General features: G+C 71.7%; 19 protein-coding genes. 7 read left to right on the forward strand and 12 right to left on the reverse strand.

The features are described 5' to 3' along the window. The first annotated feature begins 139 nt into the window (after positions 1–139). Positions 140–2,161, forward strand: a complete 2,022-nt coding sequence (locus Vse01_RS15570) for a flotillin family protein (RefSeq protein ID WP_093403792.1) — start codon at positions 140–142, stop codon at positions 2,159–2,161. Continuing rightward, complete coding sequence (locus tag Vse01_RS15575) at positions 2,154–7,235, forward strand: DNA repair ATPase (RefSeq protein WP_232511211.1); 5,082 nt, start codon at positions 2,154–2,156, stop codon at positions 7,233–7,235. The genes Vse01_RS15570 and Vse01_RS15575 overlap by 8 nt, the downstream gene beginning before the upstream one ends. Positions 7,236–7,319: 84 nt before the next feature. Here the strand turns inward: Vse01_RS15575 and Vse01_RS15580 are convergent, their stop codons facing one another. Further along, positions 7,320–8,465, reverse strand: a complete 1,146-nt coding sequence (locus tag Vse01_RS15580) for a serine hydrolase domain-containing protein (RefSeq protein ID WP_093403793.1) — start codon at positions 8,463–8,465, stop codon at positions 7,320–7,322. 366 nt (positions 8,466–8,831) lie between these two features. Between Vse01_RS15580 and Vse01_RS15585 the strand changes: the two genes are divergently transcribed. Beyond that, positions 8,832–9,296: a hypothetical protein gene (locus Vse01_RS15585; protein ID WP_093403795.1), complete on the forward strand. Its 465-nt coding sequence runs from the start codon at positions 8,832–8,834 to the stop codon at positions 9,294–9,296. A 142-nt stretch (positions 9,297–9,438) separates the two neighbouring features. Here Vse01_RS15585 and Vse01_RS15590 read toward each other — a convergent pair whose 3' ends face one another. The 3 genes from Vse01_RS15590 to Vse01_RS15600 are packed head-to-tail and all read right to left on the reverse strand — an operon-like array spanning position 9,439 to position 12,671. Beyond that, positions 9,439–11,001, reverse strand: coding sequence for an AMP-binding protein (locus tag Vse01_RS15590; protein ID WP_093403796.1), 1,563 nt, complete (start codon positions 10,999–11,001; stop codon positions 9,439–9,441). A 1-nt stretch (position 11,002) separates the two neighbouring features. Next, positions 11,003–12,217: an acyl-CoA dehydrogenase family protein gene (locus tag Vse01_RS15595; RefSeq protein ID WP_093403797.1), complete on the reverse strand. Its 1,215-nt coding sequence runs from the start codon at positions 12,215–12,217 to the stop codon at positions 11,003–11,005. 1 nt (position 12,218) lies between these two features. Beyond that, on the reverse strand, positions 12,219–12,671 hold the full coding sequence (locus Vse01_RS15600) for an SCP2 sterol-binding domain-containing protein (RefSeq protein ID WP_093403799.1): 453 nt from the start codon (positions 12,669–12,671) through the stop codon (positions 12,219–12,221). A 67-nt stretch (positions 12,672–12,738) separates the two neighbouring features. Here Vse01_RS15600 and Vse01_RS15605 point away from each other — a divergent pair, with 67 nt between their 5' ends. Next, on the forward strand, positions 12,739–13,377 hold the full coding sequence (locus Vse01_RS15605; RefSeq protein WP_170863413.1) for a TetR/AcrR family transcriptional regulator: 639 nt from the start codon (positions 12,739–12,741) through the stop codon (positions 13,375–13,377). 32 nt (positions 13,378–13,409) lie between these two features. On the opposite strand, the gene Vse01_RS15610 is transcribed toward Vse01_RS15605, so the two are convergent. Then, positions 13,410–14,060 (reverse strand): DedA family protein, encoded by a 651-nt coding sequence (locus Vse01_RS15610; RefSeq protein WP_093404164.1) that lies wholly within the window; start codon positions 14,058–14,060, stop codon positions 13,410–13,412. Between the two features lie 193 nt (positions 14,061–14,253). Here Vse01_RS15610 and Vse01_RS15615 point away from each other — a divergent pair, with 193 nt between their 5' ends. Together Vse01_RS15615 and Vse01_RS15620 are read left to right on the forward strand one after the other, a co-directional pair. Beyond that, positions 14,254–15,399 (forward strand): sensor histidine kinase, encoded by a 1,146-nt coding sequence (locus tag Vse01_RS15615; protein WP_093403802.1) that lies wholly within the window; start codon positions 14,254–14,256, stop codon positions 15,397–15,399. Then, the gene (locus tag Vse01_RS15620; RefSeq protein ID WP_093403803.1) at positions 15,396–16,037 is read left to right on the forward strand and encodes a response regulator; all 642 of its coding nucleotides are present in this window, start codon (positions 15,396–15,398) and stop codon (positions 16,035–16,037) included. Before Vse01_RS15615 ends, Vse01_RS15620 begins: the two co-directional genes overlap by 4 nt. 71 nt (positions 16,038–16,108) lie before the next feature. Here Vse01_RS15620 and Vse01_RS15625 read toward each other — a convergent pair whose 3' ends face one another. From Vse01_RS15625 to Vse01_RS15655, 7 genes are all read right to left on the reverse strand, one after another. Next, positions 16,109–16,723, reverse strand: a complete 615-nt coding sequence (locus Vse01_RS15625; RefSeq protein ID WP_093403805.1) for a DedA family protein — start codon at positions 16,721–16,723, stop codon at positions 16,109–16,111. Positions 16,724–16,777: 54 nt separating this feature from the next. Next, entirely contained in the window at positions 16,778–18,067 is a 1,290-nt protein-coding gene (locus tag Vse01_RS15630) for an adenylosuccinate synthetase (protein WP_093404166.1), read from the reverse strand. A gap of 119 nt (positions 18,068–18,186) precedes the next feature. After that, complete coding sequence (locus tag Vse01_RS15635) at positions 18,187–19,146, reverse strand: hypothetical protein (protein WP_093403806.1); 960 nt, start codon at positions 19,144–19,146, stop codon at positions 18,187–18,189. A gap of 10 nt (positions 19,147–19,156) precedes the next feature. Beyond that, positions 19,157–20,131, reverse strand: coding sequence for a protein kinase family protein (locus Vse01_RS15640; protein ID WP_093403808.1), 975 nt, complete (start codon positions 20,129–20,131; stop codon positions 19,157–19,159). Continuing rightward, the gene (locus tag Vse01_RS15645) at positions 20,128–20,880 is read right to left on the reverse strand and encodes an NUDIX hydrolase (RefSeq protein ID WP_093403809.1); all 753 of its coding nucleotides are present in this window, start codon (positions 20,878–20,880) and stop codon (positions 20,128–20,130) included. Before Vse01_RS15645 ends, Vse01_RS15640 begins: the two co-directional genes overlap by 4 nt. 84 nt (positions 20,881–20,964) lie before the next feature. Beyond that, complete coding sequence (locus Vse01_RS15650; protein WP_232511225.1) at positions 20,965–21,795, reverse strand: MaoC/PaaZ C-terminal domain-containing protein; 831 nt, start codon at positions 21,793–21,795, stop codon at positions 20,965–20,967. A gap of 242 nt (positions 21,796–22,037) precedes the next feature. Continuing rightward, positions 22,038–23,411 (reverse strand): 3-oxoacyl-ACP reductase, encoded by a 1,374-nt coding sequence (locus Vse01_RS15655; protein WP_093403812.1) that lies wholly within the window; start codon positions 23,409–23,411, stop codon positions 22,038–22,040. A 54-nt stretch (positions 23,412–23,465) separates the two neighbouring features. On the opposite strand from Vse01_RS15655, the gene Vse01_RS15660 reads away from it, so the two are divergent. Then, positions 23,466–24,758: an acetyl-CoA C-acetyltransferase gene (locus Vse01_RS15660; protein WP_093403814.1), complete on the forward strand. Its 1,293-nt coding sequence runs from the start codon at positions 23,466–23,468 to the stop codon at positions 24,756–24,758. Positions 24,759–24,816 lie beyond the last annotated feature (58 nt).

Raw genomic sequence — 24,816 nt, forward strand, 5'->3', positions numbered from 1 at the left:
CCCACCAACCTGTCGAGCGCGGCCGGTCAACCCCCTTCGGCTGGCCCGCCCCACGCTGCCCCTGAGCCGCCCCCGAAAGGAGGATGCGCGGCGTCCCGCCCGGCCCGTCGGCCGGTCGCCACCGCACGCGCGCCCAGTCATGGATGTCATCACCACCGGTATAGGCGTACTCCTCGCCGTCGTCCTGCTCGTCGCGCTCGGCGTGGTGTTCATGGTCAGCCGGCTGTTCCGCAAGGTCGAGCAGGGCAAGGCTCTGATCGTCTCCAAGGTCCGGCGGGTCGACGTGACCTTCACCGGCGCGGTCGTGCTGCCCGTCCTACACAAAGCCGAGATCATGGACATCTCGGTCAAGACGATCGACATCGAACGGACCGGCAACGAGGGTCTGATCTGCCGCGACAACATCCGGGCCGACATCCGGATCACCTTCTTCGTCCGGGTCAACAAGACCGTCGAGGACGTCATCAAGGTGGCGCAGGCGATCGGCACCGCTCGGGCCAGCGACCGGGAGACCCTCCAGGAGCTGTTCAACGCGAAGTTCTCCGAGGCGCTCAAGACGGTCGGCAAGCAGCTCGACTTCGTCGACCTCTACACCAAGCGCGACGAGTTCCGGGACCAGATCATCCGGGTGATCGGCACCGACCTCAATGGCTACAGCCTGGAGGACGCGGCGATCGACTTCCTGGAGCAGACGCCGATGGCGCAGCTCGACCCGAAGAACATCCTCGACGCCCAGGGCATCCGGAAGATCACCGAGCTGACCGCGCTGGAGCACGTGCGGACCAACGAGTTCCGCCGCAGCGAGGAGAAGGAGATCACCCGGCAGAACGTCGACGCCCGGGAAGCCATCCTGGAGCTGGAGCGCCGGCAGGCGGACGCCGAGGCCAAGCAGCGCCGCGAGATCGAGACGGTACGGGCCCGCGAAGAGGCCGAGGTCACCCGGGTACGCGCGGAGGAGCGCCTGCGGGCGGAGACCGCGAACATCCGTACCGACGAGCAGTTGGGCGTCCAGCACGAGAACCGGGCCCGGGAGATCGCGGTCGCGGAGAAGAACCGCGAGCGGGTCATCGCCATCGAGACCGAGCGGATCGAGAAGGACCGCCTGCTGGAGGTGATCGGCCGGGACCGGGAGACCGAGTTGACCACGATCGCCAAGGACAAGGAGGTAGAGGCCGAGAAGCGGGCCATCGCCGAGGTGATCCGGGAGCGGATCGCGGTGGAGAAGACCGTGGCCGAGCAGGAGGAGAACATCAAGCGGCTGCGGGTGGTCGAGGAGGCCGAGCGGACCCGGCAGGCAGTTGTCATCCAGGCCGAGGCCGAGGCGCAGGAGAACCTGGTCAAGGACATCAAGGCGGCGGAGGCCGCCGAGGCGGCAGCGAAGCACAAGGCCCGCGAGGAACTGGTGCTGGCCGAGGCCCGGCAGCAGGCCGCCGAGCTGGACACCCGGGCGAAGATCCGGCTGGCCGAAGGCGTCCAGGCCGAGGCGGCAGCGGCCGGCCTGGCCGAGGTGCAGGTCCAGGAGCGCAGCGCCGAGGCGATCGAGAAGGTCGGGCGGGCCGAGGCCGCCGTCGAGCGGGAGAAGGCCGTGGCCGCCGCCGAGGCGGTGCGCGAGAAGCTGAAGGGCGAGGCCGAGGGTCTCACCGAGAAGGCCGCCGCGATGGCCGCGCTTGACGACGCGACCCGCGAGCACGAGGAGTACCGGCTGCGCCTGGAACTGGAGAAGGAGGTCCGGCTGGCCGGGCTGGACACCCAGCGTCAGGTCGCCGAGGCACAGGCCAAGCTGGTCGCCACCGGTCTGGAGAAGGCGAACATCGACATCGTCGGCGGGGACAGCATCTTCTTCGACCGGCTGCTCAGCTCGATCTCGTACGGCAAGAGCGTGGACGGTTTCGTGGCCCACTCGGACGTGGCGAAGAACCTGGCCCAGCCGTGGCTGGACGGCACCGCCAGCTTCACCGACGACCTGGCCCGCATGATCGGCTCGATCGACAGCGCCGACGTGCAGAACCTCACGTTGTCGGCGTTCCTGATGCAGCAGATGCGCTCCGGCGGCGCCGACAAGGGCAAGCTCCAGGAGCTGCTGAAGGCCGCGCAGCGCCTCGGCGTGGCGGAGACCCCGGTAGCCGCCCTCACCGGCCCACGGCAGCGCGCCGGTGAGTGAGCCGACCGCCGGTCCGGCCGCTGCCGGGCGTACGCCTGGCGACGCCGGACCGGCTCCGGCCGCCCCGGACCCGACCGGGCCGGGTGCGGCGGACGCCGGTACCGGGCCGGGACTGGACGACGGCAGCTACGAGGTGCTGCGTCGGCGACTCGCCACGCAGGCGGCCGAACTGGCCCGGCGAGCGGAGGCGCTCAACGCCCGGCGACTGGAGGTCTTCGGCAGCACCGAGCTGCGACTGCTGAGCACCGAGCGGATCCGTACGGAGCACAACTGCGTACCCCGGGACATCGTCTCGGTGGGCGGGCTGATGCTGTTCGGCTACAACGTCTTCATCGGCTTGAAGCCGGAGACCTCCGTCGACGACGTCTTCTCGCTCCACCGGTTCAGCCAGGAGCCCGGGAAACCGGGCGCGGGCAAGGGCGCCGGCCCGGAGGTGGCCGGGTTCCGGTTCGACGAGGCGGGTCACGACGAACTGCCCGGGCTGCTCCGCGACCCGCAGTTCGTCCGCGACTTCGGTGAGCTGTACCGCTACTACCGGCAGGCCCGCCTGCTGCAACTGCGCCGGGTCGACGGCCGGCTGCTGGCGGTGTTCCAGACCGGGCCGCGCACCGAGGACATCCGGGTGCTGCGGTGGCGGGTCGGCGTCGACGGGGTGCCCGAGTACCTGGACAGCCGGGGCGAGCGGGACCACGTCTTCCCGCCGTCGCACGACTTCGAGTGGACCGAGACGACCCGCGAGGACCACGTCCTCGGCCGGCACCCGCACATCTCCATCGACGGCCAGGTCTTCGTGGAGACGGTCGGTGGCACGCTGACCGTGAAGGTGGAGAACAACACCGAGGTCGGCGAGGGCATCTACAGCGAGCCGGTGGACGAGCCGTTGCAGAGCCTCGCCGACGCCGACGTGCACTGGGCCCGGGTGGGGCCGCTGATCCTGTTGCGGCTGCGGCCGTACAAGGAGACGCAGTGGCGGCACCTGGTGTTCAACACGCTCACCCGGGAGGTGATCCGGCTCGACGGCATCGGCGTCGCCTGTCAACGGCTGCCGGAGGACCACGGCATCATCTTTCCCGGCGGGTACCACCTGGTCACCGGAGTCACCAGGACGTTCGACACCGACGTGTCGGACCTGGAGTTCGAGCGGGTGGTGCGCTCGCCCAACGGCGAGGACGTGCTCTACGTCTTCCACGCCCGCGCCGATGGCCGAAGCCTGCTGCTGCCGTACAACGCGATCCGCAAGGAGGTGGCCGCGCCGATCCCGTGCCACGGGTTCTCGCTGTTCGACGACGGCACGCTCGTGGTGTTCCGGGCCGTGTCCGAGGAACCGACCCGGGTCCATCCGATGCAGGTCTGGCAGACGCCGTACGTCTCGGACGCGTACGCGGCGGCGCAGCCGGCCGGCACCGGGCCGCTGGAGCGGATCGGCAACGCAGACCTGGTACGCGGCATCTCGGACTGCCTCTCGGCGGCCGGGATGGTCGACGACACCGCCACCGCCGGGCTCTACGAGGCGCTGATCGCCGCCTGCGCCCGGATCGCCGACCACTACCACTGGCTCGGCGAGGACGAACTCGGTGACCTGGCCACGCCGCTGGCCGGGCTGCGCCGCACCGCCGCCGCCGTGCTGGAGGAACACGAGAAGGTCCGGACGCTCACCGAGCGGGCCCGCGCCGAACTGGACGACAGCGCCGAGCAGATCGCCTCGCTGGCCCGCCGGGCGCGCGGCGAGGCGCCGCTGACCGCCGACGACTGGGTCACCCAGTTGGGCGGCCTGCGCCGCGCCCGGGGCCACCTGGAAACGCTGCGGGAACTGCGGTACGTCGACCACGCCCGGATCGACGAGCTGGCCGGGCGGCTGGACGAGGAACTGGCGGCGGCCGGCCGTCGGGCTGTCGAGTTCCTGCGCCGCGACGAGGCGTTCAGCGGCTACCAGCAGGAGGTGGAACGGCTCGCCACGAAGGCCGCCGAGATCGGCACCGTGGCGGAGGCGGGCACCGTCCGCGACGAGTTGGCCGCCCGTACCGATGGACTTCAGACCATCACCGACGTGGTCGGCGGGCTGGACATCGCCGACGCGACGGTCCGCACCGGCATCCTGGGACGCGTCGGTGAGGTGCTGGGCGCGGTCAACCGGGCCCGCGCGGTGCTGGACAAGCGCCGTCAGGAACTGGCCGCGGCGGAGGGCCGGGCCGGCTTCGCCGCCGAGTTCGCCCTGCTCGGGCAGGCGGTCACCGGCGCGCTGGCGGCGGCGGACACCGCCGAGCGCTGCGACGAGCAGCTGGGCCGGCTGCTGCTGCGGGTGGAGGAACTGGAGTCCCGGTTCGGCGAGTTCGACGACTTCCTCGCCGAGCTGGCCACCCGGCGTACCGACATCTACGAGGCGTTCTCCTCGCGCAAGCAGGCGCTGCTGGACGAGCGGGCCCGCCGGGCCGACCGGCTCGTCACCTCCGCCGAACGGATCCTGGTGAGCGTGCACCGGCGAGCCGGCAGTCTCGGCTCGCTCGACGACATCAACACCTACTTCGCGGCCGATCCGATGGTGGACAAGCTGCGCGCGGTGGTCGAGGAGCTGCGTACGCTCGGCGACGCGGTGCGGGCCGAGGAGCTGGACGGCCGGGTCCGGGCCGCCCGCCAGGAGGCCGGGCGTGGCCTGCGTGACCGTCTCGACCTGTACGCCGACGGCGGCGAGACGATCCGGCTGGGCCGGCACCGCTTCGCGGTGAACACCCAACCGATCGACGTGGCGGTGGTGCCGGCCGAGGGTCGGATGGTGGTGGCGGTGACCGGCACCGACTATCGCGCCCTGGTACGCGACGAGGAGTTCCAGCAGACCCGGCGGTTCTGGGACCAGCTACTGGTCTCCGAGTCGGCGCAGGTGTACCGGGCCGAGTACCTGGCGACCTCGATTCTGGCCGCCGCCGAGGCCGGCCGCGACGGCCCCGGCCTGGACGAGTTGCACACGGTGGCGGTGGATCCCGACGGGCTGCGGGAACTGGTCCGGCGGATCGCCGAGAACCGCTACGACGAGGGATACGAGCGCGGCGTGCACGACCACGACGCGGCCGAGATCCTGCGGGTGCTGCTGCGCCTGCACGCCGGGGCGGGGCTGTTGCGCTACCCGCCGGCCGACCGCGCCGCCGCCCAGCTTTTCTGGCGGTACGCCACGGACGAGGCGGCCCGGTCGACCTGGACGGCGCGTGCCGCCTCGCTGGCCCGGGCTCGGGCGCGGTTCGGTCGCCCGGACGGCGAGGACGCCGCCGACCTGCTCTGCGACCAGTTGGCCGAGGCGATCGAGGTGTTCCTGTGTGGGGCAGGACTGCCGGTGCCGCCCGGTGGCACCGCGCTCGCCGGCGAGTACCTGTTCGCCGAACTCGCCGCACCGCCGGTGCGCTTCGTCACCGGGGGCGGGGCGCGTACCCTGCTGGACCGGTTCCGCCGGGCGCTCGGTGGCCCGCAGTCCCGTTCCTCCCGCGAGTTCGACGACGACCTGCGGGCGCTCGGTGACGATCTGGCCGGCAGGTACCAGCTGATCGACGCGTGGCTGACCGCCTTCCTGGCCACCGACGACGGTGGCCTGTCCGGTTACGACCTGCCGGAGGCGGTCGCCGTCGAGTTGTGCGGCCCCGACCTGGCCCGCGAGGACAGCGCGGCGACGATGACGGAGACGGTCGTCGGCCTGCTCGGCGCGCACCCGCGCATCGACGGCTCCACCCTCGACGTCCGGTTGGACGAGACGCTGGCCCGGACCCGCACGTTCCGCACCGAACTGGTCCCGGCGTACCGGGACTACCAGCGGCGCCGCAACGCGCTGGTGGAGGTCGAGCGGGAGCGACTGCGGCTGGAGGAGTACCGGCCGAAGGTGATGAACGCCTTCGTCCGCAACCGGCTGCTCGACGAGGTGTACCTGCCGCTGATCGGCGACAACCTGGCCCGGCAGCTCGGCGCTACCGGCGACGGCAAGCGGGTCGACCAGTCCGGCCTGCTGTTGCTGATCTCACCGCCCGGCTACGGCAAGACCACCCTGATGGAGTACGTGGCGAGCCGGCTCGGCCTGGTCTTCGTCAAGGTCAACGGCCCGGCGCTGGGCTCGAAGGTCACCTCGCTGGACCCGGCGGAGGCGCCCGACGCCACCGCCCGGCAGGAGGTCGAGAAGATCTCCTTCGCCCTGGAACTGGGCAACAACGTGCTGCTCTACCTGGACGACATCCAGCACACCAACCCGGAGCTGTTGCAGAAGTTCATCTCGCTCTGCGACGGGCAACGCCGGATGGAGGGCGTCTGGGAGGGCCGCACCCGCACCTACGACCTGCGCGGCAAGCGGTTCGCGGTGTGCATGGCGGGCAACCCGTACACCGAGTCGGGGAAGCGGTTCCGGATCCCGGACATGCTCGCCAACCGGGCCGACGTGTGGAACCTCGGTGACGTGCTCTCCGGCCGGGAGGAGGTCTTCGCCCTCAGCTACGTCGAGAACGCGCTCACCGCGAACCCGGTGCTGGCACCGCTCTCCGGGCGTGATCGCGCCGACCTGGAACTACTGGTGCGGATGGCCCGGGGCGACGACACGGTCCGCCCCGACCAGCTGTCGCACCCGTACCAGCCGGTGGAGCTGGAGCAGGTCGTCTCGGTGCTGCGCAAGCTGCTGCGGGTGCAGCAGGTGGTGCTGGCCAACAACCAGGCGTACATCGCCTCGGCGGCGCAGTCCGACGACGCCCGTACCGAACCGCCGTTCCAGCTCCAGGGGTCCTACCGGAACATGAACAAGCTGGCCGAACGGATCGTCCCGGTGCTCACCGACGAGGAGTTGGAGGCGGTGATCGACGATCACTACTTGGGTGAGGCACAGACCCTGGCGGCCGGCGCGGAGGCGAACCTGCTGAAGCTCGCCGAGTTGCGCGGTCGGCTCACACCGGGGCAGGCCGCCCGCTGGGCCGAGGTGAAGGCCGCCTTCCAGCGTTCGCGGGCGCTCGGCGGAGCCGGCGACGACCCGGTCGACCGGGCGGTGGGCGCGCTCGGCCTGCTCGCCGACCGGGTCAGCGGCGTCGCCGCCGCCATCGGCCGGGCCACGGACCGCTGAACCCCGACGTCAGGCAGGGCCCCTTGCCGACGGCCTCCAGTACAACAGGGGCCCTTCCTGACACTGCGGGCGTTGCGGCTGGCCTCAGGTGAGCGCCAGCACAGCCCCCAGTACCCGCTGGACCAGCGCGGTCTGCCCCTCGGCCTTGGCATCGGTCGGGCTGGCGGCGAACACGAACCGCAGGCCGCCGTCGTCGAGGGCACCGACGGCCGCCTGGTAGCCGTATCGGGCGCCGGACTTGCCCCAGAGCACCCGGCCGTCGGGCAGTCGGATCGAGGAGAGGCCGCCGTTGCTGTACTCCGCACCCGTCCACGGAAGGGTGAACAGTTCACGTTGCTGCGCGGGGGCGAGCAGCCGGCCGTCGAACAGGGCCGCGGCGAACCGGTCCAGGTCGGCGACGGTCGAGATCAGGTCACCCGAGGCGGGGGTGAAGCTCTGACTCCAGCGCGTCGCGTCCACCAGTTCGGTCCGGCCGTCGCGGTCCACCTGCTGGTAGCCCCGCACGTGCGGGCCACGGATCCCGATGGCGTAGCCCGGGGCGTACGTGTCGCGTAAGCCGAGCGGCCGGAAGATCCGGTGCCGCATCTGCTCGGCGTACGACCGGCCGGTCACCCGCTCGATCAGGATGCCGGCGACGATGTAGCCCATGTTGGTGTAGCGCTGGGCGGTGCCCGGGACGTACTCCGGTGGGTTCGTCAGCGCCGTCCGGACGATCTGCTCGGGGGTCCAGCGGTCGAAGCGGTGCTGGAGTTGCCAGTCCAGCCCGTCGGGCAGGACAGGGCTGGGCAGACCACTTGTGTGGGCGAGCAGCTGCCGTACGGTCACCGTCGGCCAGTCGGCCGGGATCAGGTCCGGCAGGTACGGGCGTACCGGCTCGTCGAGGTCCAACTGGCCCTCCGCCACCAGTTGGTAGACCACGACGGCGGTGAAGACCTTGGTCACGCTGCCGATCCGGATCCGGGCGTCACGCGGGACCGGTGCCGAGGAGCGCAGGTCGCGTACGCCGAAGGTGTCCTCGAAACAGCCGGTCGGGGTGGTGACCCGCAGTTGAACGCTGGTGGTGGTGAGTTCGGGGTCGGGGATCTCGCCGACCGCCGTGATCAGGCTCGTGGGGTCGAACGATCCGATCGGGCAGTCGCGGTTGGTCGCGCCGGCGGGTACCGCCAGGGTGCCGGCCAGCAGCGCGCCGGCGGTGACTCCGGCGAGGAGATTACGCCTGGTGAGTTTCATGGGGAGAGCCTGCCGAGCCCGGCGGAGCGGGAGGTATCCGGAATCCACCCCACCGTCCCCTGAGGACTCTCCCGTAGGGGCGTGTCCCGATTCCCCTCCCACCGGGTCGCCGCCGCTGCCTCGGTCCGGTCGGCGGGCACCTCGCACAAAATCGCTGTCGAGTCAAGTGGCGGATTGTCGGATCTCAATCGAAAACACCGTCCGATTTTGGCCCGCTTTCCGAATCTCAGCATTTCCCTATTTCTTCCTCAGACTTCCCACAAGAAAACGCTGACGCCGATAACGACACTTACATGTGTCGGCTGCGGCGTGCCGTACCGCCAGCAGCGGGCATCCGTCGAATCACGAGAGAAGTGGGGTAACGACATGCGATCCAACAACTCCGGTGTGACCGCCGCCATCCTCGGCCGGCGTGGACTGGCGCTGGTCGCCGCCGCCGGGACGGTCGCCGGCTCCGTGCTGCTCGGAGCCGTTCCGGCGTACGCCAACGCGACCACCAAGACGGTGGCGTCCGACGGCGACACCGTCACCTTCAACACCAGCGACAGCAGCCGGAAGGTAAGCGGGAACGTTTCCTTCACGATCAGCCGGGACGGGAACTGGGAGATCGACGCGGACGCCCGAAACGGGAACCTGATCGGCCGCAACGCGCACTGGATCTGCGACCTGACGTTGGGTTCGTCGGACCTGCGGAAGTCGACCGGCACCAAGTGGGTGCCGGGTAAGAAGACCCGCAGCCTCAACGCCGCCGCGTACGAGCCGTTCATCCAGGTCAGCTTCGACGCGCTGGTGGCGACCGGGCAGGCCGACTGCGACATCGTCGTCGGCTGACCCGGACGTCGCCCCGGTTCGGGGGGTGTACGGCCAGGGCCGGTGCGACGCTGGGGGATCCGGTCGAGGGCGTTGGTGTGGCGGTAGGTTGCGCCCACCGCGCCCTTCGGCGTTGCCGCAGGTCGCGGCAGCACCGTTGGCGTCAGCCGTAGTAGCGGCGTAGTTCGCGGGTGAGCACCTTGCCGGTGGCGTTGCGGGGCAGGTACTTGACGAAGACGACGTCGCGGGGGACGGAGAAGCGGGCCAGGTAGTGCCGGACGTACTCGCGGACCGCCTCGGCGTCGAGGGTTTCGCCGGGGTACAGGGCGAGGAAGGCGGCGAGCCGCTGGCCGTAGTCAGGGTCGGGTACCCCGATGACGGCGGCCTCGCGCACCTGGGGGAGTTGGGCGAGCAGCTGTTCCACCTCGGCGGGGAAGACGTTCTCCCCACCGGAGACGATCATGTCGTCGGCGCGGCCGTCCACGAAGAGCAGTCCGTCGGCGTTGACCCGGCCCAGGTCGCCGGTGTCCAGCAGGCCGTCGTGCCGGTCCCGGTCGGGGCCGGACGTGTAGCCCTCGAAAAGCATCTCGTTGCCGACCAGGATCCGCCCGACCCGGCCACCCGGCATCGGCTGGCCGTCGTCGTCGACGATCTCCAGCCGGGTCCCGTGCGGCGGCCTGCCCGCGGTGGTGGGTGCCCGGCGCAGGTCGGCGGGAGTGGCGATGGAGGCCCAGGACGCCTCGGTCGAGCCGTACAGGTTGTAGAGCACGTCGCCGTAGGTGTCCATGAACGCCGCCGGGAGGCCGCCGGGCAGCGCCGAGCCGCTCACCGCGACCACCTTCAGCGGCGGCCGGTGCTCCGGCGCCGGCAGCTCCATCAGTCGTTGCAGCATCACCGGCACCGCGAACAGGGCCTGGCAGCGGTGCCGCACCAGGTCGTCCAGGGTGGCGGCCGGGTCGAAGCGGCGGTGCAGCACGATGGTGGCCCGCAGGGCGAAACAGACCTGTAGGGCCGCGTACCCCCAGGTGTGGAAGATCGGGGCGGCGATCAGCACCCGGTCCCGGACGTGCAGCGGAATCCGGTCGATGATGGACACCAGCGGGCCGAAGCCGTTCGGGATGGGCCGGCGGGCACCTTTCGGCGCACCTGTGGTGCCGGAGGTGAGCACGATGATCCGACCGTCCCGTTCGGGCGGTTGAAGTTCACCGGGTAGGGCGGTGTCGATCAGTTCGCAGCGGGCCTGTTCGTCGAGGCGGTGCAGGTCCGCCGGCAGCCCGAGGGTCCGTTCGGTGAACTCGTCGTCGTGCACCAGGACCCGCAGCCGCTGCTCCTGCGCCACGGTGGCCAGCTGCGCCGGGGAGAGGCCGGTGTTGACCAGCACGGCGTCGGCGCCCAGCAGCGTGGCGGCGACGACGGTCTCGATCAACCCCGGGTGGTTGCGGCAGAGCACGCCGACCCGGTCGCCGGCCTGGACGCCGAGTGCGGCGCGCAGCGCGCGGGCGAGCCGCATGGACCGGTCGAGCAGTTCGGCGTACGTGAGCTCGGTGCCCTGCTCGTCGATGACCGCGACCCGGCCCGGGTCCCGGGCCGCCGCCTGGCGCAGTTCACCGGCGAGGCTCCAACCCCACTTGCGCAGCGCGCTGAGCTGGGATGCGACGCGGATCGGACGACCCGGGGCGAGCAGGCCCCGCCGAGTCAGCGTGCTGACGATGAACGGCAGATCCATGTCAGCGGATCTGCATCCCGGAGATCGCCCGGGAGATGACCAGCCGCTGGATCTCCGAGGTGCCTTCGAAGATGGTGTAGATCTTGGCGTCGCGGTACCAGCGCTCGACCGGGTGGTCCCGCAGGAAACCGGCACCACCGAGCAGCTGGACCGCCCTCTCGGTCACCGAGACGGCCACCTCGCCGGCCTTGAGCTTGGACATCGAGCCCTCACCGGCGGTGAACGGCCGGTTGTTGCGCCCCATCCAGGAGGCCCGCCAGACCAGCAGTCGAGCGGCGTCGATCTCCATGCGCATGTCGGCCAGCGTGAACGCGACCGCCTGGTTGGTGATGATCGGCCGGCCGAACTGGACGCGCTCCTTCGCGTAGTCCAGGGCGTACTCGTACGCGGCCCGGGCCACGCCGAGCGCCTGCGCGCCGACGGTGGGTCGGGACAGCTCGAACGTACGCATCGCGGCCTGGCCGGAGGCGCGTTGCCCGGAGCGGGCGCGGGCCAGGCGTTCGTCGAGCGCTTCCTTGCCGCCGAGCAGGCACCGGCCCGGTACCCGGACGTCGTCGAGGAAGACGTCGGCGGTGTGTGAGGCGCGCAGGCCGAGTTTGCGCAGTTTGCGGGTGGCGCTCAGCCCAGCGGTGCCGGGCGGTACGACGAACGCGGCCTGTCCCCGTGAGCCCAGTTCCGGCTCGACCGAGGCGGTAACCACGTGCACGCCGGCGATCCCGCCATTGGTGGCGTACGCCTTCTGCCCGCGCAGCACCCACTCATCGGTGGCTTCGTCGTAGCTGGCCCGGGTACGCATCGCGGCGACGTCCGAACCGGCTTCCGGCTCGGAGCTGCAGAAGGCCGCGACGGCCGGGGAGTCGGCGTCGCCGAAGCACTGCGGCACCCACTCGACGAGCTGGTCCGGGGTGCCCGCGCCGTAGATGGCGGCGACCGCGAGCGAGGTGCCGAAGATGCTCAGCCCGATGCCGGCATCGCCCCAGAACAGTTCCTCACTGGCGATCGGCAGCGACAGCCCGGTGGGATCGGCCCAGCAGGTGGCGAGGAACTCGAAGCCGTAGAGCCCGACCTTCGCCGCCTCCTGGATGATCGGCCAGGGGGTCTCCTCGCGGGTGTCCCACTCGGCCGCGGCTGGGCGCACGACCTCGCTGGCGAAGCCGTGCACCCAGTCCCGTAGATCCCGCTGTTCCTCGTTCAGGTCGAGCGAGAACTCGGCCATGTCAGGCCTTGGGGATGTCGAAGAGGTTCGCGATGTTGGCGGCCAGGCCCAGGTCGCCCTTGGCCTTGAGCTTGCCGGTCATGAACATCATGACCGGGTTGGCGCCGCCGGAGACGATCTTCAGGAACTCGACCGGGCCCATGGTCAGGCTCAGCCGGGGGTCGTGCTGCGGGGTCTCGTTGACCGTGCAGGTGCCGTCGGCGATGACCACCTCGTAGGTGTCGGTGCCGCCGTCCGGGGCGCCGGTGATGTTCCAGTGGATGACTGCGTTGGTGGAGCCGGCCCGGTCGGCGCGGAACAGCTGCGGCATCCGTCCGAAGACCTCGCCGAGGATCTTGCCGCGCAGGTCACCGGACATCACCTCGGCCAGCTTGCTCTCCGGGGTGTTCTTGACGAGCTGGGCGAACTCCTTCGGGCCGACGTTTGCGAAGTTGGCCGGGTCGAAGTCAGTCATGGAAAAGCACCTCTCGGACAGTGGCTACTCGTGCGTAACCTTACGCACGAGTAGGTATGCTTGCAAGGTGTCCACCGGTCCCGCCTTCAAGCGCCTCCCACGCGCCGTACGGCAGCAGCAGATGCTCGACTCCGCGGTGCGAATCTTCTCCCGGCGTGGGTACCACGGCGCCAGCATGGACGAGATCGCCGAGGTGGCGGGCATTTCCAAGCCCATGGTGTACGCGTACCTGGGCACCAAGGAGGAACTCTTCGTCGCCTGCCTGCACCGCGAGGGCACCCGGATGATGGAGGCCATCGCCGGTGCCGCCGACCCCGACCTGCCCGCCGACGAGCGGCTCTGGCGCGGGCTGCGGGCGTTCTTCGGCTTTGTCGGCGCGCATCGGGACGGCTGGGCGGTGCTCTACCGGCAGGCCCGCGCCGAGCAACCCTTCGCGCGTGAGTTGACCGTGATGCGGGCGCGGCTGGTGGAGGTGGCCGCCGGGATGCTCGACCACGCGCTGCGCGCCGAGGGGCGAGAGGTGGCCCACACCGAGTTGGAGGTGGTCGCGTACGCGCTTGTCGGCGCGAGCGAGTCACTGGCCGACTGGTTGGCCGACCATCCGGAAGCCGACCCGGAGAAGACCGCCACCCAGATGATGAACGTCGCCTGGCTCGGCGCCGGGCAACTGCTGCGCGGCGTCACCTGGCACCCGCCTCAGGGGTAGGCAGCGGTCCAGCGCCGGGAACGCGCTCGCAATCACGCATCGCCGATGGAACCTCTGGCACCGGCCTCCGTAGCTGCCGGCAGCGAGCGTGCTCGTCGTCGGTACGCCCAGCGGGCCGTCTCCACCGTCACTGTGACGCTGAACGCGAGGCCGAGCCCAAGTAGCAGCCCGCGCAGCGGGTCCTGTTCGAAGGCGAGCCCGCCCAGATAGCCGACCAGCGCCGAATAGATCCCCCAGGTGCCGGCGGCCAGTGCATCGAACATCAGGAACCGCGACCGGGGAAACCGGGTCGCCCCCATGGTCATGGTGACAGCCGTCCGACCACCCGGTACGTATCGCGCCACGGTCAGGATCAGACCGCCGCGTACGGCGATGCCCCGGCTGGCCCAGGCGTACACCGCACGCCGTCGCCCCTGTTCCGGTAGGCGGGTGAGCAGGCGTCCGCCGCCGCGTCGGCCGATGGCGTACGAAATGTGGTCACCGACCAGGGCGCCGGCCGCCGCCACCACGATCACCACCGACAGCGCCGGCTGTCCGGTCGCCGCGAAGACCCCGGCGGTAATGACCGCGGTTTCGCTGGGCACCACCGGGAAGAACCCGTCAACCACCGCGACTGCGAACAGGGCCAGGTAAACCCAGGGCGAGGACATCGTCTCGTGGAGCAGGTCGAGCACCAATTGCATGCTTCCGATGCTGGTCCCCGCGTGGTTTCCGGCCATCGACCGATCGTCATTGCCGTCCCGCTACCTAAGTTGTGGTCAGCCCTGACTCCGGCTCCGGGCCAACCCCGAGAAGGGCGGGCCAGCCGCCCGGAAGTGTCCCCCCTCTGGCCGTCGGCGGCGGCCCGACCGGCCCGGACGCCACTAGCCTGCAACGATGGCCATCGTCGAAGTCCGGAACCTTCTCCGGCGGTACGCGTTGCCGGTGCTGGCCGTACTGGTATCGGTCGGGGTCTGGATGTCCGCAAACGGCGCGGCCGGGGTGGCGTCACCTCTCCCCCGGGCGGTGGTCCTCGCCGTCGTCGTCGCCTCCGGAACTGCGGTGGCGGTGGCGCGGGTACGCCGCTGGCCGCTGTTCGCCGCGGCTGCCGTCGCTTGGCCGCTGCTTGCCGCCTGGCCGGTCCCGGCGGCGGCGTCCCTCCTGGCCGGGCTGTGGCTGCGGGGTCGTCGCCGGATCGTCGCCTACCTGGCCGGTGCGGTGCTGGTGACGGCGATCGGTGTGATGGTGGGGTGGGCCGCTGGTGGGCACCGGCAGATCACCATGGCCACGCCGGGCAATGTGCTGACGCTCTTCGCCTGGTTGGTGCTGCTGCCACTGGTGATCGGGCTCTGGACGCGGGCCCGGCGGGACACCGTCGGCGCGTTGCGCGACCGGGCCGAGCGGCTGGAACGCGAACAGGTGGCCCGCATGGAGCAGGCCCGCGCCGAGGAACGGGCCCGGATCGCCCGGGAGATGCATGACGTGGTCGCCCACCGGGTGTCGCTGATGGTGGTGCATGCGGGCGCGTTGGAGGTGACATCCGCCGACTCGGCGGCGGTGGAGACCGCGTCGCTGATCCGATCGACCGGTCGGCAGGCCCTTGCCGACCTCCGCGAGGTACTCGGCGTGCTGCGTGGAGCGGCCGGGCCCGTACCGCCGCCGGGGTTGTCGGAGGTGGATGTCCTGATCCAGGAGTCGCGTACCGCCGGCCTGCGGGTCGACCGGCAGGACGAGGGGATCCCTCGACCCCTGCCGGCGACGGTCGGGCGGACGGTGCACCGGGTGGTCCGGGAGGCGCTGACGAACGTACGGAAGCACGCCCTCGATGCGGAGACGACGGTCAGCCTGCGGTATTTGTCCAGCGGGGTCGAGGTCGGGGTGCGCAACGGGCCGGCGATCGGCGGAGCGGCTCTGCCCGGCGCGGGGTTGGGCCTGATTGGTCTGCGGGAACGTGTGGAACTGCTCGGCGGGCGGCTCACGGCCGGACCGTATGACGAGGGCTTCCTGGTCCGAGCGCTGCTTCCGACGGGGGAGCCGGAGTGATTCGAGTTCTGATCGTCGACGACGAGCAGTTGATCCGGTCCGGCCTGCGGTTGATCCTCGAAGCGGCCGGCGACATCACGGTGGTGGGCGAGGCCGCGGACGGCGCTGCGGCCCGAGCCGAGGTGCGGCGGCTCCGACCGGACGTGGTCCTGTTGGACGTTCGTATGCCGGGCATGGACGGCCTCGCCGCAGCGCCGGACATTGTCGCCGCCGGGGCAAGAGTGATCATGCTGACGACCTTCGACCGGGACGCGTACGTGCACCACGCCCTGCGTGCCGGTGCGGTCGGCTTCCTGCTCAAGGACACCGCCCCGGCCGACCTGACCGCCGCAGTACGCGCCGTGGCCAGCGGTGACGCCATGCTCGCGCCCGCCGTGACCCGGCGCTTGATCGATTCCTTCGCGGAACGCGGCCCGTCCCGACGCCACACTGCCCGGCGTCAACTCCAGTGCCTGACCGCACGGGAGCTGGAGATTGCGCGTGCGGTGGGGCGGGGATGCGCGAACGCCCAGATTGCTCGTCAACTACTGATGAGCGAGGCCACGGTGAAAGGGCACGTGAGTCGGGCGATGACGAAGGTCGGCGCCGGGAACCGGGTGCAGTTGGCGATCCTGGTCCACGACGCCGAACTGCCCTGATCGGTGCGGAACGCTCGGTGTCGGAGAGCGGGTTCAACGGCGGACAGCGGCTCTGCGACCGTGAGCGGAGTTCAGCGTCGTGCGGCCCGGCGATGGGCGCGGCGGCGCAGCCCGCGTGCCAGCTGCACCAGCAGGGTTACCGCGATCGACAGGCCGATTCCGGCGAGGATCCCGTAGATCGGCTCACGTTCGAAGGCCAGCCCGCCGAAGAGGCCGAGCAGCACGCAGTAGAGCGCCCAGGTGCCGGCACCGATCAGGTCGTAGAGCAGGAACGGGCGCAGTGGGTAGCGCACCGCCCCCATGGTCAGGGTGACCGCCGTCCGCCCGCCGGGCAGGTATCGGGCGGAGGTCAGGATGACGCCGCCGTGCCGGCACACCGCCCGCCGCGCCCACTGCGATCCGGCCCGGCGTCGGCTGTCCTCCGGCGAACGATCCAGACGACCTGAGCCGCCGCCGCGCCCGATGGCGTAGGAGACGTGGTCGCCGAGCATGGCACCGAGCATGGTCACCACGATCACCACCACCAGATTCGGCTCGCCGCCGGTGGCGAGAACGGTGACCGTGATGACCGCCGCCTCGGCCGGCACCAACGGGAAGATCGCGTCGATCGCGGTGAGTCCGAACAGCAGCAGATACACCCACGGTGAGGTGAGCGTGTGCCGGAGCAGGTCGAGCGCGGCCTCCATGGCTACATGCTCGCCGCCGGACGGAGGCATCGGGGCGGGACGGACGGATCACCGCTAATGGGGCCTTCCACCCGTTGCCACCGTGGACCGGGTGACCGTGCCGCGTTCGGAACGGCTGGCGTCGAGCCGAACCGCCTTGTCCTCGGCTGTGGGGCCGTGGGAGGTGAGCACGACGGGTACGCCCAGCGCCTGCTCCACCGCCGTGGGCCAGTCGACCGGCGCCGGGTCGTCGTACACCGGTCGGGTCCGCAGCAGGCGGGCGGTGAGCGCCGCCTGCCGGTCGAGGTCTCCGGGTGGACCCGGCCGCAGTCCGTCCAGGTCGGCGTATCGGTGGCAGATCCGCAGATCGAGACCTTGCCCGACGAGATCCAGGTGGGTCAGCGCCAGGCCGTCGACCCCACCGGCGACCGCCAGGGCGTACGCGTGGGCGACGGCGTCGAAGTGGCCGAACCGGAACCGGCCCTGCCACGGGTTCGTCCCATTGTGCGGCTCGGTCAGCCCGAGCGCCGGATCCTCGGTCACCAGCGGACCCGGCCCGTGTCTGGTGGTGACCGTGCGCAGCACGCCGAGCCGGGTCGCGGATCCGGCCAGCCCGGCCTCGGTCAGCAGCGCCTCGGCGTTGGCGGCGGTGGTGGTGCTCCACGTCGTGTACGGGTGGAAGCCGTGCCACTCGTCCAGCAGCACCCCCTGCGCGCCCTCGAACACGCACGTGCCGGCGCGCAACTCAGTGGCGAGCCAACTCCGGTCCACGATCGCCACCCGCTCGGCGAAGGCCCGGTACGCCGGCAGACAGTCGGCGACCGGCGGGGCGCCCAGCGGGCCGAGTTCGGCGGTGAGCCGGTCCCGCAGCGCGGTCAGCCGGCGGCGCAGCAGCTCCGGGCTGCGGCAGTCCGCCACCCGGGGTGCCTGGTCGGGGTGGGCGAGACCGTACGCGACGGCCTCGCCCACCCCCAGCCCGCAGGAACCGTGCCGGTCGGCTCCGCGGGCCAGCTCCCGGGCCCGGTTGGCGGCCCGGTGGTACGGGGTGGCCAGCAGCGCCTCCCCGTCCACGGTCAGCCGGTCGAGCGCGTCGGGTACCCCGACGGCGGCGAGGTGGTCCGCCTCGGCGGCCAACGCCAGCGGATCCACCACCACGTGGCGGGACAGGTGGGTGCCCACCCCGGCGCGGAAGGTGCCGGCCCCGAACTGGGCGAACGTGTGGTGCCGGCCGTCGCGCAGGACGACGTTGTGTGCCGCCTGCGCACCCCCGTTGAACCGCACCACCGTCCGCACCGGCCGGGTCGCGCAGAGCCAGTCCACGACGGTGCCCTTCCCCGCGTCGCCGTATCCGAGGTCGACCACGATCACGTGCTGGCCGCGCGGCCCCCTCGCCGCCGGTCCGCCCGTCGATCGCCGGCCCGCCACGGCGTCCGCCGGCCCGCCGGTCACCGCGCCGCCCGGAACCACGCCCGCCACCGGCCGGGTCACAGCCGGACCACTCCGCGGCCGGTGGTACGGCTGGCCGGCAGCTCCGACACCTCGGCCCGGGCTCTCCCGTCCAACCGGGCGAGGGCCTTCGACACCGTGCCGGTGGCGGACGAGCCGGCGCGGTCCAGGTCCCGTAGGCCCTGGTCGAGGTCGATCGCCTGCTCACCGAGGCCGACGGTGAGCGCGATGGTCTCGCAGACCGCAGCGAGATCGTCCAACTCCAGGGCGTTCTGGCCGAGCAGGTCGCGCCAGAAGTCGAGCACCCGGCGGTTGCCCGAGTAGTGGCTGCCGGCGGGTAGTAGGTAGTAGGTGTCCCAGCGGCGGGTGACCTCGTCGACGATCTGCCGCAACGGCACGTCCTCGCGCAGGTCGTCCTCGACGAGCCGGCTCACCTCGCCGGCCTTCACCTGCGGGTACGCCAACTCGTCGCCGATGACGAACAGGTAGCCGCGCCGGCCGCGCTTCTCCCAGCTGTCGGTGATCGTGCGCCGGGCCATGAAGTACAGCGCCAGCTCGTACGACTCCCGCATCTGGCCGCCACCGCCGCCCTCCAGCACGATTCGGCCGAGGTCGTCGTCCATCCGGTTGTCGGACTCGAACTGCCCCACCTGCAACGGCACCCGGTCACAGGTGGCGTCCCCGATCGCGCCGAACATGATCTGCGGGTCGCGGGCGTAGCCCTGGCGCAGCAGCAGACCCAGCAACTGCGGCAGCTTGGCCTGGAGGACGCGGGGCACGTGCCCCATCGAGCCGGTCACGTCGAACAGGACCGCGACGGGGGTCGACTGGGGGTGCTCCGCGCTGTCCCGGCTCTCCCGTACCGCGCCGCGCGGGTCCAGCGCCGGGTGCACCACCCGGGCTCCGCTGTCGCTGTAGGAGAAGGCGCTGGCGCCGGTGGCCCGGCGGTAGCGGTCGGCGGCGTCGTACACATCGGTGGACCATGCTCCGCTGCCCATGGCAGCCTCCTTAGGGGTTGAGGGTGAAGGGGCGGAAGGTGCGCGGCCCGTAGAGGCGGTGCAGCACCTCGTCCAGTTCGCGCAGCAGCAGCCAGGCGTCGTCGGGGCGGGCGCGCAGGAGCCCCTGCCGGCAGCCCCGGGCGAAGTCGAGCAACTGGCGCGGGGCCCGGCGGTCCAGCAGCCAGGTCATGCAGTGGGTGGCCATGAAGATGTCGGTGCCCGGCCCGCACGGCTGACGGTTGGGCACCTCCGGCGGATACCAGGACTCGTGCTCGGGCACCATCGCCGGCACGGTGCCGCCCGGCTCGGTGGAGAAGCACCAGTCGACAAGCACCAGACCGTGCGCGTCGGGGTCGATGAGCACGTGCGACGGCAGCACCGCACCGTGCACCAGGCCCGCCCGGTGCGCCAGGCCGAGGGCGACCAGGAGCCGACGCCACATCCACGCCACGTCCCGGGCGTCCAGCCCGTCCGGATAGGCCCGCCGCACCTCGACCAGGCTGTGCAGGTTGGGCGCGGTGCCGAGCACGGTGATCCGGCGGTCCGCCCCGGTGCCGGCGTCGCGGTGGGTGAAGCTGTCGACCAGCCGGGGCACGTACGGCAGCCAGCGCGGGTCACCCCGCTCGGCAAGCGTGCGCAGGGCGCGTTGCTCGCGGACCATCAGGTCGTTGTCGGCCGCGTCGCGGGGCAGCTTGAGCAGCCGGTCGGCACCGACGTCGTACAGGTCGGCGAGGTCGCCGGAGTACGCGGGCCGCCCGCACCGGTAGCCGTGCAACACGGTGGCCCGCCGGGCCCGCCAGCGGGTGGTCACCCGGAGGAAGGCGTCGATGGCAGCGGCCCGGATCCCCGGACCGACCCAACCGAGCCGGTCCGGGTGCAGAGCACCGACGAGTTCCCGGTAGCGCCGCTCCGGCGCGTCGCCACCGAACAGCTCGTTGTCGTCACGGGCGGCGGTGACCAGGCGGATCGCCTCGTCGGTGGTCATCGCACCGTCTCCTCGCGTGCCGGACGCAGCAGCGCCGGATGCAGCAGCCGAGCGTCACCGGCCCGGTAGAGCCGGGCCCGCGGGCCGCCTCGGGTGCCACCGCGCTCGGTGCTTTCGCCGGTGCTCTCCACGAAGCCGGGCACCGAGAGCACCTTGCGGTGGAAGTTGCCGGCGTGCAGCTGATGGCCCCAGACCGTCTCGTAGACCGCCCGCAGTTCCCCGATGGTGAACTCGGGTGCGAGGAAGCGGGTGGCCAGCGGGGTGTATTCCAGTTTGGAGCGCGCCCGCTCCAGCCCGTCGGCGACGATCTGACCGTGGTCGAAGGCGAGCTGCCGGTTGGCCAACTCGGCGACCGGCGCCCAGGCCGCCTCGTCGGCGTCGGTGCCGGCCGTCGCGTCCGGCAGGTCGGGGGCGAAGGCCAGATGGGCGATCGAGACGATCCGCATCCGGGGATCGCGGTCGGGCGCGCCGTAGGAGGCCAGTTGCTCGACGTGGACGCGGCGGAGTGGCTCGCCGTCGAGACCGGTCTCCTCGGCCAGCTCCCGACGGGCGGCGGCGGCCAGGTCCTCGTCCGGCCGGACGAATCCGCCGGGCAGGGCCCAGAGACCTGCGTACGGCTGCTCGCCTCGGCGGATCAGCAGCAGGTGCAGCGCGCCGTCGCGGATGGTCAGGGCGACGATGTCGACGGTCACCGCGACCGCCGGATAGGCCCGCGGGTCGTAGGCGGCGAGGAAATCCTGCTCGTTCACGCTCGATCACTCTCACTTCGAGAACATCTCTAGTTGAGAACAACCTAACGGAAAAGAGAGGGCCGGGCAAGTGCCCGGCCCCGCTCAGCGGATGGTGCCCGCCAGGTGTGGGCGACCACGCCTGTCGTACAGACCGAAATCCCAGCCCCGGTCGAGCGCCGTGGCGCTGAAGGCGACCGTGCCGGGCAGCGGCACCGGAAGCTTGAACGCCACGTCCACCGTGTACGCCTCGGGCAGCCGGCTCTCCAACGCCGCGAGACACCGCGCCTTGCTCCACATGCCGTGTGCGATGGGCCGGGGGAAACCGAGCAGCCGCGCCCCCAGCCGCGAGGTGTGGATCGGGTTGTGGTCGCCGGAGACCCGCGCGTAGTCCGTACCCACCCGGGGAGTGACCGACCAGCGGGCGGTGGCGGCCGGCGGCGGTGGCCGCTCGCCGTGGTCGCGCCGCTCACCGCCGTCCGGGGTGCGCTGCCGGCCGAGGTACGTCGAGACGCCGCGCCACACCTCCTCGCCGTCGACCGACCCGACGAGTACCACGTCCACCTGCCGTCCCCGGTCGTGCGGACGCAGGTTCTCCGCCCAGGTGGTGAAGTCCAGCCGCTCGCCGATGGTGACCGGCCGCCGCAGCGTGATCCGGTTGCCGACGTGCACCACCCCGGTCAGCGGGATCGGGAACTCGGGCGCGGTGATCAGCCGAAGTGCCAGCGGAAAGCCCATGACGTGCGGAAAGGTCGCGGGCAGCCGATCGGCGAGGCGGAACCCGCAGACCCGGTCGTAGTCGGCCAGCCGCTCCGGATCGACCGCCACCCCGGCGACGGCCAGCTCGACCGCCGGCACCCCGGTGGCTTGCCGGCCGCCCAGCCCCGGCACCGCGTTCAGCAGCGCCCGCCGGTACAACGGACCAGCGGTCGGCATCCGAGGCAGTTCCACCCGGGCCCGCGCCGCGGGTTCGCGGGGGCCGACGGCGGTGTCGGTCGATCGCCGGGCACCGGTCACCGCCTTGCCCGGCCCGGAGAGGTCCCGGGTCTGTTCCAGGTCTGCCCCGCCGGCCAGCGCGGCGGCCCGGATCTCCGGCGTCAGGATCTCGGTCGGCCCGTCGATCAGCTCACCGACCGACAGGTCGTCTCCGGGCTCCTCGCCACGTCCACGCCTGGCCATCACGCCCCCAGCAGGCTCTGGCCGCAGACCCGGACCACGTTGCCGGTGACCGCACCGGACGCCGGCCAGGCCAGCCAGCCGATGGTCTCCGCGACGTCGACCGGCAGCCCGCCCTGCGAGAGGCTGTTCATCCGGCGGCCCGCCTCCCGCAGCACCAGCGGGATCCGGGCGGTCAGCCGGGTCTCGATGAACCCGGGCGCGACCGCATTGACGCTGATCTGCCGTTCCCGCAGCGCCGGGGCGAGCGAGTCGACCAGACCGATGACCCCGGCCTTGCTGGTGGCGTAATTGGTCTGGCCGCGGTTGCCGGCGATCCCGGCGATCGAGGAGACGCCGATGATCCGCCCGCCGGCCGGGATCAGCCCGCGCTCCAGCAGCAGGTCGTTGATGCGTTCCTGGCTGGACAGGTTGACGTCGATGACCTGGTCCCACCGGTCGGCATCCATCCGGCCGAGCGTCTTGTCCCGGGTGATGCCGGCGTTGTGCACCACCACGTCCACCCGTCCGTACCGGCTGGCCAGGTGCTCGGCGAGCCGGGCCGGCGCGTCGGGGGTGGTCAGGTCGAGCTGCACGGCGCTACCGCCGATCTCGTTTGCCACCGTGGCCAGCTCGTCCCCGGCGGCCGGCACGTCCAGCGCCACCACTGTCGCGCCGTCGCGGGCCAGCACCCGGGCCAACGCCGCGCCGATGCCCCGCGCCGCGCCGGTGACCAGCACCACCTGTCCGTCGAGTGGGCGGTCCCAGTCGGCCGGCGCGGTGGCCTGGCCGGCACCGACCCGGATCACCTGCCCCGAGACGTACGCGGAACGGCCCGACAGCAGGAACCGCAGGGTCGCCTCCAGGCTGGTCCAGGTGCCCGGGTCGGCGTCCCGCGTGACGTACACCAGTTGCGCGGTGACCCCTCTGCCGAACTCCTTGCCGATGCTGCGGGTCAGCCCCTCCAGCGCCCGCTGGGCGGTCGCCTCGCGGGGCGTGCCGCACTCGGCCGGCGGTGTGCCCAGCACGATCACCCGGCCGCTGGGCTGAACCGCCCGGGCCTGCGGGTGGAAGAAGTCGTAGAGCTGGCGAAGGTGGGACGACTCGGTGATCCCGGTAGCGTCGAAGACGAGGGCGGCGCTCTCCGGCGTACGACCGGTTGCCGGATCGGGCACGGCGGTGACCGGATCGCGCAGGGCGAGCCCGGCGGCGGCCAGGGCCTTGCCGACCGGCTCGCTGAGCCGCCCGCCGGTGGCGGCGCCGAGCAGGACCAGCCCGGGCAGAATCGGCTCGCCGGGTGCGTGCCGGCGCAGTCGCGGCGGATCGGGCAGCCCGAGGCGCTTGACCAGCGCCCGCCCGGTGCCCGACTGGACGAAGCTCGCATACCTGTCGGTCATAGGCGTAGCCTACTGGTGAGTAAGGTGCGGGCAACACTTTCGAGGAGGCGGATCGTGCAGAACGTTCGACGGGTCGCGATCATCGGCGGCAACCGGATCCCCTTCGCCCGCTCCAACTCGCGCTACGCCAGCGCCTCCAACTCCGACATGCTCGGCGCGGCCCTGGACGGGCTGATCGCCCGGTTCGGTCTGGCCGGGCAGCGGGTCGGCGAGGTCGTCGCCGGTGCGGTGCTCAAGCACGCGAAGGACTTCAACCTCACCCGCGAGGTGGTGCTCGGCTCGAAGCTCGACCCGCGCACCCCGGCATACGACATCCAGCAGGCGTGCGGCACCGGCCTGGAGGCCGTCATCCTGGTCGCCAACAAGATCGCCCTCGGTCAGCTCGACGTCGGAATCGCCGGTGGCGTCGACACCACCTCCGACGCGCCGCTCGCGGTCAACGAGGACATGCGTCGCACGCTGCTCAAGCTCAACTCCGCCCGCACCCTCGGTGAACGGCTGCGGATCGCCGCGAAACTGCGCCCGGCCCAGCCGTTCAAGCCGGAGATCCCCCGCAACGCCGAGCCGCGCACCGGCCTGTCCATGGGTGAGCACGCCGCGCAGACCGCGCTGCGCTGGAACATCGACCGGCAGGCGCAGGACGAGTTGGCCCTACGGTCGCACCAGCGGCTCGCCGCCGCGTACGACAAGGGCTTCTTCGACGACCTGATGACCCCCTACCTGGGGCTGACCCGCGATCAGAACCTCCGCCCCGACACCACCCTGGAGAAGCTGGGCACGCTGCGGCCGGTCTTCGGTGCCAAGGGGCCGGACGCCGAACAGGCCACCATGACCGCCGGCAACTCCTCGCCGCTCACCGACGGCGCCTCAACCGTGCTGCTGGCCAGCGAGGAGTGGGCGCGCGAGCACAACCTGCCGGTGTTGGCCTGGTTCTCCTGGTCCGAGACGGGCGCGGTGGACTTCGTGCACGGCGAGGAGGGGCTGCTGATGGCACCCGCGTACGCCGTGCCCCGGCTGCTCGACCGGGCCGGGCTCACCCTTCAGGACTTCGACTACTACGAGATCCACGAGGCGTTCGCCTCGCAGGTGCTGGCGACCCTGGCGGCCTGGGAGTCGCCGGAGTTCTGCAAGGACCGGCTCGGTCTGGACGCCCCGCTCGGCGCCATCGACACCGACAAGCTCAACGTGAACGGCTCCTCGCTGGCCGCCGGTCACCCGTTCGCCGCCACCGGCGGCCGAATCGTCGCCACCCTGGCCAAGCTGCTCGCCGCAAAGGGCAGCGGACGCGGCCTCATCTCCATCTGCGCCGCCGGTGGCCAGGGCGTCACCGCGATCCTGGACCGCTGAGCGCTGACCGCTGCCCCGATCCGCCTTGACCCCGCCCCGCCCTGCCCTTGCCCCGTTG

This window comes from Micromonospora sediminimaris (genome assembly GCF_016863575.1).
Classification (GTDB): Bacteria; Actinomycetota; Actinomycetes; order Mycobacteriales; family Micromonosporaceae; genus Micromonospora; species Micromonospora sediminimaris.

What these genes read in the sequence shown, in the direction of transcription:
- Vse01_RS15655 (WP_093403812.1), bottom strand. Translation starts at nt 23,411, where the DNA reads ATGACCGACAGGTATGCGAGCTTCGTCCAGTCGGGCACCGGGCGGGCG.
- Vse01_RS15650 (WP_232511225.1), bottom strand. Translation starts at nt 21,795, where the DNA reads ATGCCGACCGCTGGTCCGTTGTACCGGCGGGCGCTGCTGAACGCGGTG.
- Vse01_RS15640 (WP_093403808.1), bottom strand. Translation starts at nt 20,131, where the DNA reads ATGACCACCGACGAGGCGATCCGCCTGGTCACCGCCGCCCGTGACGAC.
- Vse01_RS15585 (WP_093403795.1), top strand. Translation starts at nt 8,832, where the DNA reads ATGCGATCCAACAACTCCGGTGTGACCGCCGCCATCCTCGGCCGGCGT.
- Vse01_RS15580 (WP_093403793.1), bottom strand. Translation starts at nt 8,465, where the DNA reads ATGAAACTCACCAGGCGTAATCTCCTCGCCGGAGTCACCGCCGGCGCG.
- Vse01_RS15615 (WP_093403802.1), top strand. Translation starts at nt 14,254, where the DNA reads ATGGCCATCGTCGAAGTCCGGAACCTTCTCCGGCGGTACGCGTTGCCG.
- Vse01_RS15625 (WP_093403805.1), bottom strand. Translation starts at nt 16,723, where the DNA reads ATGGAGGCCGCGCTCGACCTGCTCCGGCACACGCTCACCTCACCGTGG.
- Vse01_RS15610 (WP_093404164.1), bottom strand. Translation starts at nt 14,060, where the DNA reads ATGCAATTGGTGCTCGACCTGCTCCACGAGACGATGTCCTCGCCCTGG.
- Vse01_RS15590 (WP_093403796.1), bottom strand. Translation starts at nt 11,001, where the DNA reads ATGGATCTGCCGTTCATCGTCAGCACGCTGACTCGGCGGGGCCTGCTC.
- Vse01_RS15600 (WP_093403799.1), bottom strand. Translation starts at nt 12,671, where the DNA reads ATGACTGACTTCGACCCGGCCAACTTCGCAAACGTCGGCCCGAAGGAG.
- Vse01_RS15570 (WP_093403792.1), top strand. Translation starts at nt 140, where the DNA reads ATGGATGTCATCACCACCGGTATAGGCGTACTCCTCGCCGTCGTCCTG.
- Vse01_RS15635 (WP_093403806.1), bottom strand. Translation starts at nt 19,146, where the DNA reads ATGGGCAGCGGAGCATGGTCCACCGATGTGTACGACGCCGCCGACCGC.
- Vse01_RS15595 (WP_093403797.1), bottom strand. Translation starts at nt 12,217, where the DNA reads ATGGCCGAGTTCTCGCTCGACCTGAACGAGGAACAGCGGGATCTACGG.